This window comes from Marilutibacter spongiae (genome assembly GCF_014145325.1).
In the GTDB taxonomy this organism is placed as follows: Bacteria; Pseudomonadota; Gammaproteobacteria; order Xanthomonadales; family Xanthomonadaceae; genus Marilutibacter; species Marilutibacter spongiae.
The window spans coordinates 86,144-97,551 of the sequence record NZ_JACHTF010000002.1; the positions used below are offsets into that span (position 1 = coordinate 86,144).

Below are 11,408 nucleotides of genomic sequence, written 5' to 3' on the forward strand. Positions count from 1 at the left end.
TCAGTTGGCCTCTGCTTGCTCGTCTTGCATAAGCGCAACGAAACGGTCGAAAAGGGGTGAGACGTCGTGCGGGCCCGGGCTGGCTTCCGGGTGGCCCTGGAAGCTGAAGGCCGGCGCGTCGGTCAGTTCGATGCCCTGGTTGGAGCCGTCGAACAGGGAGCGATGGGTCACGCGGACGTTGGCCGGCAGGCTGGCCTCGTCGATCGCGAAGCCGTGGTTCTGCGAGGTGATCATCACCCGCTGGCTGTCGAGGTCCTGGACCGGGTGGTTGGCGCCGTGGTGGCCGAACTTCATCTTCATCGTGCGCGCGCCGGCGGCCAGGCCCAGCAGCTGGTGGCCCAGGCAGATGCCGAAGGTCGGCAGCCGGGCGGCGACGAACTCGCGGATCGCGGCGATCGCGTAGTCGCAGGGTTCCGGGTCGCCGGGGCCGTTGGACAGGAAGACGCCGTCGGGCTTGAGCGCCAGGACCTCGGCGGCCGGCGTCTGCGCGGGCACCACGGTCAGCTCGCAGCCGCGTTCGGCGAGCATGCGCAGGATGTTGTGCTTGACGCCGAAATCGTAGGCCACGACCTTGAAGCGTGGCGCAGCGGTCACGAAAGCGTTGGCATCGAGGTCGAGCTGGCCGTCGGTCCAGGCGTAGCGCTGGGCGGTGCTGACCTCCTTCGCAAGGTCCATGCCCTTCAGGCCCGGGAACTTGCGCGCCGCTTCCAGCGCCTTGTCGGCATCGATGCCCTCACCGGCCATCAGCGCCCCGCCCTGCGCGCCCGTGTCGCGCAGCAGGCGGGTCAGCTTGCGGGTGTCGATGCCGGCGATGCCGACGATGCCGCGCGCGGCCAGCCACTCCGGCAGCGCCACCTGGCTGCGCCAGTTGCTTGGGCGGCGCGGCACGTCGCGCACGATCAGGCCCGATGCCCAGGTCTGGCGGGCTTCGTCGTCCTGCTCGGTGCAGCCGGTGTTGCCGACGTGCGGATAGGTCAGGGTCACCAGCTGTCGCGCATACGACGGGTCGGTGAGGATTTCCTGGTAGCCGGTGATCGCGGTGTTGAACACCACTTCGCCGACCGAAAGGCCGGGCGCGCCTACGGAAACGCCCTCGAAGAGGGTGCCGTCTTCGAGCGCGAGGATTGCGGGTTGGGTCACGGGGGTCGCCTTGGATACCTTGGGAATACTGACCGCCCCGCCTTCGCGCAGGCCTGCGAACGCAGGTTGCAGCAAAGCGCGGACGCGGCAGGGGCCGGTCCGGTTGGGGAGGTTCAGGCGAGCGAGAATTCTAGCGGTCCGGGGCGACCAGCGCCAGCCTCATCGACCATCGTCGGCATGCCCGGGGCTGCCTGCATTCATCTAGGCCGTGCCCGGGGCGGTGGCGAGGGGACTTCGCGGGCCCGGCGCAGGCGGTCGAGTCGCGCCCCGGCGCGTGCCTCAGTCCAGCAGGTCGCGGACCCGGTAGGCCCCCGCGGGCCGTCCCGCCAGGCGCTGGGCGCAGTGGAGCGCGCCGCGGGCGAAGATGTCGCGGTTGGTGGCGCGGTGCACCAGTTCGACCCGCTCGCCCAGTCCCGTGAACTGCACGCTGTGCTCACCGATGATGTCGCCCGCCCGCAGGGAGGCATATCGCGGGGTCGCCCCACCCTGCTCCGCGCATTCGCCCAGCGTGAGCGCGGTGCCCGAGGGGGCATCCAGCTTGTGCACGTGGTGGGACTCGACGATGTCGCAGTCCCAGCCCGGCAAGGCCTCCGCGGCCCGCTCGACGAGTTCGTTGAGGACGGCCACGCCCAGGCTGAAGTTGGTGGCCCAGGCCAGGGCGATCGTCCCGGCGGCGGCTTCCAGCGCCGACCGCTGCGCCGCGTCGATGCCGGTCGTACCCGACACCAGCGGCCGGCCCCGCCGTACGCACAGCGCGAGCACGTGGTCCAGGCCCGCCGGCAGGCTGAAATCGATGGCGACGTCGAACTCGGGCGCCGCCTCGAGTTCGGCAGTCGAGAAATGCGGCACGCCGTCGACCACCCGCTGGCCGGGCGCGCCCTTGCCCACCGCCGCGACCACCTGCAGGTCGTCGCGGTCGGCGGCCAGGCGCAACAGCGCCTGCCCCATGCGTCCGGAGGCACCGTGGATGAGGAGTCGGCAGGGCGAGGTCTTGGCGTTCATGGGGGGAAGGCTACGGGCCCGCCCCCGCTTCGACAAGGCGCGCGTGTCGCGCGTCAGGACGTCATGCGGTCCCAGAAGCCCTTGACGCCGTCGATGAAAGTCGACGAACGCGGCGAATGCTTGCGCGCGCCGTCGCCGACGAAGGTGGCTTCGAACTGCTCGAGCAGGTCGCGCTGTTCCGCGGTCAGGTTGACTGGGGTTTCCACGACCGCGCGGCAGTACAGGTCGCCCTTGCGCCGGCTGCGGACCGACTTCACGCCCTGGTCGCGCAGGCGGAAGACCTTGCTGGTCTGGGTTTCGGCGGGGATGCGCAGCTCGACCTCGCCGCCCAGGGTGGGCACGCGGATGGTGTCGCCCAGGGCCGCCTGCGAGATCCGGATCGGCACGTCGCAGTGCAGGTCGTCGCCGTCGCGCTGGAAGATCTCGTGTTCCTTGACCCGCACCTCGACGTACAAGTCGCCGGGGGGCACGCCGGGAGGACCGGCCTCGCCCTCGCCCGTCAGGCGGATGCGGTCGCCGGTGTCGACACCCGCCGGGATCTTGACCTGCAGGGTCTTGTTGCGCTCTACGCGGCCCTGCCCGTGGCAGTCGCCGCAGGGGTTGGAGATGGTCTGGCCGCGGCCGCCGCAGTGCGGGCAGGCCTGCTGCATCGAGAAGATGCCGCGCTGGAAGCGGACCTGGCCGCGTCCGCCGCAGGTTTCGCAGGTCTCGACCTTGCCGTCGGCCGAACCGCTGCCGTCGCAGCTGTCGCAGGCCTCCAGGGTCGGGATCTCGATCTGGCGGTCGATGCCGCCGACGGCCTCCTCGAGGGAGAGCTCCATCACGTAGCCGACGTCGGCGCCGCGCCGGGGTCCGCGCGCACCGCCGGCGCCCCCGCCGAAGATGTTGCCGAAGATGTCGCCGAAGATGTCCCCCATGTCGGCGTAGCCGGGACCGCCGCCACCGCCCATGCCATGCTCGAACGCGGCATGGCCGTGCTGGTCGTAGGCGCGCCGCTTGTTGCCGTCGGACAGGACCTCGTAGGCCTCCTTGCATTCCTTGAACGCGACCTCGGCCTCGGCGTTGCCGGGGTTGCGGTCCGGGTGGTGCTTCATCGCGCACCGGCGATAGGCCTTCTTCAGCTCCTCGTCGGAGGCGTTGCGGGCCACGCCCAGGACTTCGTAGTAATCGCGTTTGCTCATGGGGCCGTGATTCGTGATTCGCTATGTGTGATTCGCAAGGGTCGAAGCGCAACGGAACGGGATCCAGAGAACCGAAGGAGCGGAGCCATGGCCCCGCTCCTCCGGATCACGAATCACCCATCCCGAATCACGGCTTTTCGTCGTCCTTCACCTCGGTGAACTCGGCGTCGACGACGTCGTCGCCGGCCGGGTTGCCGCCTGCACCGGCCTCGGCGCCGCCGGGCTGGCCCTGGGCCGCGGCGAACAACGACTGGGCGACGGTCTCGAGGGCCTTGGACTTGGCCTCGATCTGGCCCTTGTCGTCGCCCTTCATCGCGGTCTCAAGCTCGGCGATCGCCGACTCGGCCTGGCCGATCGCCTCGCCCGGCAGCTTCTCGCCGTGCTCCTTGATGGTGCTGCGGGTCGCGTGGATCAGGCCGTCGGCCTGGTTGCGCGCCTGCACCAGCTCCTGGAACTTCTTGTCCTCTTCGCGGTTGGCCTCGGCGTCGGCCACCATCTTCGCGATCTCGTCCTCGGACAGGCCCGAGCCGGCCTTGATCTCGACCTTCTGTTCCTTGCCGGTCTTCTTGTCCTTGGCGGTCACGTGGACGATGCCGTTGGCGTCGATGTCGAAAGACACCTCCACCTGCGGCATGCCGCGCGGCGCCGGCTCGATGCCGGTCAGGTCGAAGCGGGCCAGCGACTTGTTGAAGCGGGCCTGCTCGCGCTCGCCCTGGAGGACGTGCACGGTCACCGCGGACTGGTTGTCCTCGGCGGTGGAGAAGGTCTGCGAGGCCTTGGTCGGGACGGTGGTGTTCTTCTCGATGATCTTGGTGAACACGCCGCCCAGGGTCTCGATGCCCAGGCTCAGCGGGGTCACGTCGAGCAGCAGCACGTCCTTGACGTCACCGGCAAGCACGCCGCCCTGGATCGCCGCGCCCAGCGCGACGGCCTCGTCGGGGTTGACGTCCTTGCGCGGCTCCTTGCCGAAGAAGTCGGCCACGGCCTGCTGGACCTTCGGCATGCGCGTCTGGCCACCGACCAGGATCACCTCGGAGACGTCGCTGGCACGCAGGCCGGCGTCGTTGAGCGCGGTGCGGCACGGCTCGATGGTCTTCTTGACCAGGTCCTCGACCAGCGACTCCAGCTTGGCGCGCGTCAGCTTGATGTTGAGGTGCTTCGGGCCGGAGGCGTCGGCGGTCACGTACGGCAGGTTGACCTCGGTCTGCTGCGCGCTGGACAGCTCGATCTTGGCGCGCTCGGCGGCGTCCTTCAGGCGCTGCAGGGCCAGCGGGTCCTTGCGCAGGTCGATGCCCTGGTCCTTCTGGAACGCCTCGACGAGGTAGTCGATGACGCGCTTGTCGAAGTCCTCGCCGCCCAGGAAGGTGTCGCCGTTGGTGGCCAGCACCTCGACCTGCATCTCGCCGTCGACCGAGGCGATCTCGATGATCGACACGTCGAACGTGCCGCCGCCCAGGTCGTACACGGCCACCTTGCGGTCGCCGCCCTTCTTGTCCATGCCGTAGGCCAGCGCGGCCGCGGTGGGCTCGTTGATGATGCGCTTGACCTCGAGGCCGGCGATCTTGCCCGCGTCCTTGGTGGCCTGGCGCTGGCTGTCGTTGAAGTACGCCGGCACGGTGATGACGGCCTCGGTGACGGTCTCGCCCAGGTAGGCCTCGGCAGTCTTCTTCATCTTGGCCAGCACTTCGGCGGAGATCTGCTGCGGCGCCATCTTGTTGCCGCCGACGGTCTCCACCCAGGCGTCGCCGTTCTCGTGCTTGACGATGCCGTAGGGGACCAGGTCGATGTCCTTCTGGACTTCGGCGTCCTGGAACTTGCGGCCGATCAGGCGCTTGACGGCGTAGAAGGTGTTCTTGGGGTTGGTGACCGCCTGGCGCTTGGCCGAGGCGCCGACCAGCACTTCGTTGTCCTTGGTGTAGGCGACGATGGACGGCGTGGTGCGATCGCCTTCCACGTTCTCGATGACCTTGGCGCTGCCGCCTTCCATGATCGCCACGCACGAATTGGTCGTGCCCAGGTCGATACCGATGATCTTGCCCATGGTGGTGTGTCCTCTCTGATGCTTGGAGCCGTTGCTTGTCTGGTGCCGGTGCGCCGGGGCGCTCCCGGGGCGGCCATGCCGCCGATGTCTGCTATCTGGGGGTGGCCGGCGGCGGTTCAAGTCCCGCGGCCAGCTGTCAAGTACCGGGTCAGTCGGCCTGGCGGACCACGACCAGCGCCGGGCGCAGGAGGCGGTCGTTGAGCAGCCAGCCCTTCTGGTAGACCTGCACCACGTGGTTGGGCGCGTGCTCGGCGCTGTCGACCATGCTCATGGCCTGGTGGTGCTCCGGGTTGAACGGTTGACCGACCGGGTCGACGGCGACCAGACCGTTGTCGGCGCAGACCTTGAGCAACTGCCGCAGGGTGAGCTCCATGCCTTCGCGGAGCGCGCCGGCCTCGCCGGACGCCGCGCCGAGACCGGCCTCCAGGCTGTCGATCACCGGCAGCAGCTCGCCCAGCAGGCGTTCGTTGGCGAAGCGCCGCGCGGTCTCGACCTCGCGCGCGGCGCGCTTGCGCTGGTTGTCGAGGTCGGCGCGCTCGCGCAGCGACTCTTCGCGCAGTGCGGCCAGTTCGGCCTTGGTGGCTTCCAGTTCGACTTCCAGCGAAGCGGCGTCGGCGGCGTCCTGGACGTGTTCGTCCTGCATCGGGTCGTTGGTCATGTGGCGTGTGCTCGGTCCGTGCGCACGGGGCGCGTTTCGATGATGTGGGCGTGCGGCGAATCCCCGCGACAGGCCCAGCAATGGGGTCGCGCCCGCGGGTTTCAAGCCGTCGGCCGGCCCTTCGGACGACCGGGACGCCCGGCCCGGCTCAGCCGGCGTCGCCGGCGAAGGCTTCGCCGAGCACGTCGGCGGCCGCCTGGACCACCGGGATCACCCGGTCGTAGGCCATGCGGCTGGGGCCGATCACCCCCAGCACGCCCAGCACCTGCCCGCCCATGCCGTAGGGCGCCGACACCAGCGACATGCCCTCCAGCGGGGCGAGCCCGGTCTCTTCGCCGATGAAGATGCGCACCCCGGGCGCCTGGATGGTGCGTTCGAGCAACTGCAGGATCTCGCGCTTGCGGGCGAAGGCCTCGAACAGCTCGCGCAGCCGGTCCAGGTCGGACAACTCCTGCACGCCCATCAAGCGCGTCTGGCCGGCCAGGACCATGTCGTCGTGTCCCGGGGCGAGCACCTGCTCGGCCAGCTCCATGGACCGCGCCAGCAGGCCTTCCATCTCGCTGCGGTCCGAGCGCAGCTCCTCGAGCAGCAGCAGCCGGATGTCGGCCATCGAACGCCCGGCGAAGCGGCTGTTCAGGTAGTTGGCCAGGCGTTCGAGCTCGCCTGCCTCGTAGGGCCGGCGGGTCTGGATGATGCGGTTCTGCACCTCGTTGTCGGCGAACACCAGGATGGCCATCACCCGCTGCGCGTCCAGCGGCACGAAGTCGATCCGGCGGAACGCGAACTGCTCGCGCCGGGGCAGACTGACCACCCCGACGAAGTGGGTCATGGCCGAGAGCAGCTCGGAGGTGCTGCCCAGCAGGGCCTGGGTCCCGCTGCCGGGCGGCAACTCCCCGCGCAGCCGCGCCAGTTCGCCCTGCGGCAGCGGCTTGACCTGCAGCAGCGAGTCCACGAACAGGCGATAGCCCTGCGCGGTGGGGATGCGGCCGGCGGAGGTGTGGGGCGCGCTGAGCAGGCCGGCGTCCTCGAGGTCGCCCAGGATGTTGCGGATCGTCGCCGCGCTGATGTCCAGGCCCGCGTGGCGCGCCAGGGTCTGCGAGCCGACGGGCTCGCCATCGCGGATGTAGCGCCCGATCAGGGTCCGCAGCAACTGCCGCGCACGCGGATCCTCCGCCAGCGCCTCGGCCTTGCCGGGCTGGCGCCCGGTATTGCGTCCCGCCTGCCTGTTGGACATGCGCCCTCCTCGTTCGGCGGACCGGCCGCGGCGGCTCATCCACTGCGACCGGCGTGCCCTACCCTGTGGATATGACCGACCCGCGCCGTGGACAAGGACTGCCGATGCCCGTGTCCGCGTATTGGCGCGGCCCGACCCTCATGCTAGCTTCCCCGCGCCATGCTCACACACCTCTCCATCAAGCAGTTTGCCGTCGTGGCGTCCGCCGAACTGGAGTTCGGGCCCGGCATGACGGTGATTTCCGGCGAAACCGGCGCGGGCAAGTCCCTGCTGGTGGACGCGCTCGGGCTCATCTCGGGCATGCGCGCCGACAGCGGCGCCGTCCGCCATGGCGCCGAACGCGCCGAGCTGGTCGCCGAATTCCGCATCGATGGCGTCGCGCCGGCGATGGAGTGGTTGCGCCTGAACGAGCTCGACGAGGACGAGGCCTGCCAGATCCGCCGCGTCATCCGGGCCGATGGCGGGTCGCGCGCGTGGATCAACGGCCGGCCGGCCACGGTCGGCCAACTGGCCGAGCTCTCCGGCCGACTGGTCGAGATCCATGGCCAGCATGAACACCAGGCGCTGCTCTCGCGCCCCAGCCAGCTGGCCCTGCTCGATGCCTTCGGCCGCACCGACGACGAACGCCTTGCCGTGGCCGCGGCGGCGCGGGCCTGGAGCGCGCTGCTGGACGAGCGCGAGGCGCTGTCGGCGCGCGGCGACGTCTCCGACCGCATCCAGTGGCTGGAGCACCAGCACGCCGAACTCGAGCGCGAAACGCTGGAGCCCGGGGCCTTGGCGCAGCTCGACGCCGACCACCGGCGCCAGGCCCATGCCAGCGCGTTGATCGACGCCTGCGAGTCGGCCCTGCTGCAGCTTTCGGGCGACGAGCAGCCCTCGCTGTCGGGCAGCCTGCAGCGCATTCGCGGCGACCTGCAGCGGGTCAGCGAGCACGAGCCGCGCCTGGTCGAGGTCGACGGCATGCTCGAGGCCGCCGCGATCCAGCTCGACGAGGCCCTCAGCCTGCTCGATCGCATCCGCAGCGACCTCGACATCGATCCCGACGCCTTCGAGGCCATCGAGCGCCGCCTTGGCCGGCTGCACGAACTGGCCCGCAAGCACCGTGTCGCCCCCGACCAGCTGCTGGCCCAGCGCGAGGCCATCGCTGCCGAACTGGACGCCTTGCAGGGCGCGGGCGAGCGTCTGAAGACGCTGGACGGCGAGATCGCCAAGGCCAGCCAGACATGGCGCGGTGCCGCCGACATCCTGGGAAACAAGCGCCGCGAGGCCGCGACCACCCTCGCCGACGACACCACCGCGCTGATCGGCGAATTGGGCATGGGCGGCGGACGCTTCGAGATCGCCTTCGAGCCGACCCCGGCCGACCGCCCCGATCCGCAGGGCGCCGAGCGGGTCGAGTTCCTCGTCGCCGCCAACCCCGGCCAGCCGGCCCGCCCCCTGCGCAAGGTCGCCTCGGGCGGCGAGCTGTCGCGCATCTCCCTGGCGATCGAAGTCGCCGCGCTGGGACTGGACGCGGTGCCGAGCATGGTCTTCGACGAAGTGGACTCGGGCATCGGCGGCGCCGTCGCCGACATCGTCGGCCGCAAGCTGCGCGCCCTTGGCGAACGCCGGCAGGTGCTGTGCGTGACCCACCTGCCCCAGGTCGCCGCGCAGGGGCATGCCCACTACCGGGTCAGCAAGGCCTCGGCCGAAGGGCTGACCCAGAGCGCCGTGCAGCGCCTGGACGCCGACCAGCGCGAGGAAGAGCTGGCGCGCATGCTCGGCGGCGTCGAACTCACGCGCGAGGCCCGCGCCGCGGCGCGACGCCTGCTCACCGACGTGGGTTGAACGGACGGGGCCGCCGGGCCCGTCGCGTCAACGCTTCTTGCGCACGTAGAGCACCAGCGAGTGCTCTTCGATCTCGTAGCCGTGCTCGGCGGCGATCTTGTGCTGCAGGGCCTCGATCTCGTCGCTCTCGAACTCGATGATCTTGCCGCTCTCGATGTCGACCATGTGGTCGTGGTGCTGGCCACGGTCGAGTTCGTACACCGACTGCCCGGACTCGAAGTTGTGCTTGAGCACCAGGCCCGCCGCCTCGAACTGGGTCAGGACCCGGTAGACCGTGGCCAGGCCGATGTCCTCGCCCTTGTCGAGCAGGTGCCGGTAGATGTCCTCGGCGGTCATGTGCCGGGGCTTGGCGTGCTCGAGCAACTCCAGGATACGCATCCGGGGGTGGGTCACTTTCAGGCCGGCGTTGCGCAGCTCTTGGGATTCCATCGTGGCTCCTGGTTCATGGTCGTACATCATGCGGAGGGGGGCGCGCTTCCCGGTGGACCGGCACCCGCCTCGCCTGGCCGCATGGCGCGGCGCCGGTGGCCGCAACCGCAGATGAATGCCAGCCCGGCACCGCCTCGCGGCGGGGTCATCAGTGTATCATCGGGATGATATCCGCCAGTCGTGAATGCCCGATGCGCAAGCTTTTGCCCGTTCTCCTCGTCGCCCTGATCACCACCGGCTGTGGCGTCATCTACCGCCAGCCGATCTACCAGGGCAACCTGCTCGAAGCCTCCGCCGTGGAACAGCTGCAGGCCGGCATGAACAAGCAGCAGGTCCTGGCGCTGCTGGGCACGCCATCGATCATGGATCCCTACCAGACCGATCGCTGGGACTACACCAGCAGCCAGCGCATCGGCCGGCGCGCCAGGACCGAGACGAAGAATTTCACGCTCTGGTTCGAAGGCGACACCCTCGCCCGCTGGGACGGCGACTACTTCCCGGAGCAGGACGAGGAGATCGCCAACAGCTCGGTCAGCCAGTTCGGCCGCAACCTGGCCAAGGACAAGGACAAGAAGCCCCGCCGCTGAGCGGGGCCTGCTCTAGGATTTACCGGTCCGCTCGCCGCCGCCCGACGAGGCGCGCCGGCGGCGCGCTTCCTTGGGATCGAGTTCGAGCGCCCGCAGCAACTCGACCCGGTCGCCCGCCTCCAGCGGCGTCGATGCATCGACGCGTCGCCCATTCAGCGCCAGCCCCGCGATCCCCGCCGCGTCCTGCCATCCGGCCGCGGCCAGGGCATCGGCGACGCGACTGCCCTCCGGCAGCTCGACCCAGCGCTGTTCGTGCCGCCGGGGCCAGGCCATCAGCAGTTCGACGCGCACCCGTGGCGCCTCAGGCCGCGTCGCCGCGATCGGCGACGCGCACGAAATCATCGACCATGCGATCGGCCAGGCTCTGGAAGCCCAGGGTGAAGGCCGGCCCCAGCAGCTTCATCGAAGGCTCGAACTCCAGGCTCAGGCTGACTTTGCAGGCCGACTCGTCGAGGGCGTGGAACTCCCAGCGCCCGGCCAGCTTGCGGAACGGACCGTCGACCAGCTTCAGGTCGATGTGGTGCGGCGGCGAGAGCGTGTTCTCGGTGGTGAACCAGGTCCGCAGGGCACCGAGCCCGAGGTCCAGCCGCGCGACCATGCGCGACTCGTCCTCGGCGATGACCTGGGCCGCCTCGCACCAGGCGAAGCGGCGGGGATAGGCGGCGACGTCATTGACCAGCGCGAACATGCGGCGCGCGGAATGCTCGACCAGGGCGGAACGGCGGACGGTAGGCATGAATGGATGTTCGCGCTGCCCCTGCACTAACGCGCTGGATTCAGGGACAATGTCGCGATGGCAAATAAACCTGGCAACAAGAGCGGCAAGGATAAAGGAAAGGGCGGTGCCAGCGGCACCATCGCCCTGAACAAGCGCGCCCGCCACGAGTACCACCTGGAGCAGCGCTTCGAGGCCGGGCTGTCCCTGCAGGGCTGGGAGCTCAAGTCGATCCGCGCGGGCCGGGCCAACATCGGCGAGAGCTACGCGGTCGTGCGCGCCGGCGAGATGTTCCTGTTCGGCGCGCAGATCACCCCGCTCATCTCCGCCTCGACGCACGTCGTCACCGACGAGCGCCGCACGCGCAAGCTGCTCCTGCATCGCAACGAGATCGACACCCTGATCGGCAAGCTCGAGCGCGACGGCTATACCCTGGTCCCGACCGCGCTTTATTGGAAGGGCAACAAGGTCAAGGCCGAGCTCGCCCTGGCCAAGGGCAAGCAGCAGCACGACAAGCGCGCCGCCAGCAAGGACCGCGACTGGGCGCGCGACAAGCAGCGCGTGATGCGCCAGCACAACCGCGACGCCTGATCC

12 protein-coding genes are annotated in these 11,408 nt (G+C 69.8%); 3 read left to right on the forward strand and 9 right to left on the reverse strand.

Going from position 1 to position 11,408, the window contains the following annotated elements; all coding sequences use genetic code 11:
* The 6 genes from carA to hrcA all read right to left on the reverse strand — a co-directional run bounded on the left by carA (position 1) and on the right by hrcA (position 7,256).
* On the reverse strand, positions 1 to 1,140 hold the full coding sequence (gene carA / locus H4F98_RS01910) for a glutamine-hydrolyzing carbamoyl-phosphate synthase small subunit (protein ID WP_182684977.1): 1,140 nt from the start codon (positions 1,138 to 1,140) through the stop codon (positions 1 to 3).
* A gap of 279 nt (positions 1,141 to 1,419) precedes the next feature.
* On the reverse strand, positions 1,420 to 2,142 hold the full coding sequence (gene dapB, locus H4F98_RS01915; protein ID WP_182684978.1) for a 4-hydroxy-tetrahydrodipicolinate reductase: 723 nt from the start codon (positions 2,140 to 2,142) through the stop codon (positions 1,420 to 1,422).
* 53 nt (positions 2,143 to 2,195) lie between these two features.
* Positions 2,196 to 3,323, reverse strand: coding sequence for a molecular chaperone DnaJ (dnaJ, locus tag H4F98_RS01920; RefSeq protein ID WP_182684979.1), 1,128 nt, complete (start codon positions 3,321 to 3,323; stop codon positions 2,196 to 2,198).
* Positions 3,324 to 3,450: 127 nt separating this feature from the next.
* Positions 3,451 to 5,364, reverse strand: a complete 1,914-nt coding sequence (gene dnaK / locus H4F98_RS01925) for a molecular chaperone DnaK (RefSeq protein ID WP_182684980.1) — start codon at positions 5,362 to 5,364, stop codon at positions 3,451 to 3,453.
* 148 nt (positions 5,365 to 5,512) lie between these two features.
* Positions 5,513 to 6,022, reverse strand: a complete 510-nt coding sequence (gene grpE / locus H4F98_RS01930; protein WP_182684981.1) for a nucleotide exchange factor GrpE — start codon at positions 6,020 to 6,022, stop codon at positions 5,513 to 5,515.
* Positions 6,023 to 6,170: 148 nt separating this feature from the next.
* Entirely contained in the window at positions 6,171 to 7,256 is a 1,086-nt protein-coding gene (gene hrcA / locus H4F98_RS01935) for a heat-inducible transcriptional repressor HrcA (protein WP_182684982.1), read from the reverse strand.
* Positions 7,257 to 7,415: 159 nt separating this feature from the next.
* Between hrcA and recN the strand changes: the two genes are divergently transcribed.
* Positions 7,416 to 9,083 (forward strand): DNA repair protein RecN, encoded by a 1,668-nt coding sequence (gene recN, locus H4F98_RS01940; RefSeq protein ID WP_182684983.1) that lies wholly within the window; start codon positions 7,416 to 7,418, stop codon positions 9,081 to 9,083.
* Between the two features lie 27 nt (positions 9,084 to 9,110).
* On the opposite strand, the gene fur is transcribed toward recN, so the two are convergent.
* The gene (fur, locus tag H4F98_RS01945; protein ID WP_141518917.1) at positions 9,111 to 9,512 is read right to left on the reverse strand and encodes a ferric iron uptake transcriptional regulator; all 402 of its coding nucleotides are present in this window, start codon (positions 9,510 to 9,512) and stop codon (positions 9,111 to 9,113) included.
* Between the two features lie 191 nt (positions 9,513 to 9,703).
* On the opposite strand from fur, the gene H4F98_RS01950 reads away from it, so the two are divergent.
* A complete protein-coding gene (locus H4F98_RS01950; protein WP_182684984.1) occupies positions 9,704 to 10,099 on the forward strand; it encodes an outer membrane protein assembly factor BamE in 396 nt (131 codons plus the stop codon).
* Positions 10,100 to 10,111: 12 nt separating this feature from the next.
* Here H4F98_RS01950 and H4F98_RS01955 read toward each other — a convergent pair whose 3' ends face one another.
* Positions 10,112 to 10,390, reverse strand: coding sequence for an RnfH family protein (locus tag H4F98_RS01955; protein ID WP_182684985.1), 279 nt, complete (start codon positions 10,388 to 10,390; stop codon positions 10,112 to 10,114).
* Between the two features lie 10 nt (positions 10,391 to 10,400).
* Positions 10,401 to 10,835, reverse strand: a complete 435-nt coding sequence (locus tag H4F98_RS01960) for a type II toxin-antitoxin system RatA family toxin (RefSeq protein WP_182684986.1) — start codon at positions 10,833 to 10,835, stop codon at positions 10,401 to 10,403.
* 57 nt (positions 10,836 to 10,892) lie between these two features.
* Here H4F98_RS01960 and smpB point away from each other — a divergent pair, with 57 nt between their 5' ends.
* Positions 10,893 to 11,405, forward strand: coding sequence for an SsrA-binding protein SmpB (smpB, locus tag H4F98_RS01965; RefSeq protein WP_182684987.1), 513 nt, complete (start codon positions 10,893 to 10,895; stop codon positions 11,403 to 11,405).
* Positions 11,406 to 11,408 lie beyond the last annotated feature (3 nt).

Excerpts from the sequence above, each read along its gene's own strand:
- smpB (WP_182684987.1), top strand. The coding sequence starts at position 10,893 with ATGGCAAATAAACCTGGCAACAAGAGCGGCAAGGATAAAGGAAAGGGC.
- recN (WP_182684983.1), top strand. The coding sequence starts at position 7,416 with ATGCTCACACACCTCTCCATCAAGCAGTTTGCCGTCGTGGCGTCCGCC.
- hrcA (WP_182684982.1), bottom strand. The coding sequence starts at position 7,256 with ATGTCCAACAGGCAGGCGGGACGCAATACCGGGCGCCAGCCCGGCAAG.
- H4F98_RS01960 (WP_182684986.1), bottom strand. The coding sequence starts at position 10,835 with ATGCCTACCGTCCGCCGTTCCGCCCTGGTCGAGCATTCCGCGCGCCGC.
- grpE (WP_182684981.1), bottom strand. The coding sequence starts at position 6,022 with ATGACCAACGACCCGATGCAGGACGAACACGTCCAGGACGCCGCCGAC.
- fur (WP_141518917.1), bottom strand. The coding sequence starts at position 9,512 with ATGGAATCCCAAGAGCTGCGCAACGCCGGCCTGAAAGTGACCCACCCC.
- H4F98_RS01950 (WP_182684984.1), top strand. The coding sequence starts at position 9,704 with ATGCGCAAGCTTTTGCCCGTTCTCCTCGTCGCCCTGATCACCACCGGC.
- dnaJ (WP_182684979.1), bottom strand. The coding sequence starts at position 3,323 with ATGAGCAAACGCGATTACTACGAAGTCCTGGGCGTGGCCCGCAACGCC.
- dnaK (WP_182684980.1), bottom strand. The coding sequence starts at position 5,364 with ATGGGCAAGATCATCGGTATCGACCTGGGCACGACCAATTCGTGCGTG.
- dapB (WP_182684978.1), bottom strand. The coding sequence starts at position 2,142 with ATGAACGCCAAGACCTCGCCCTGCCGACTCCTCATCCACGGTGCCTCC.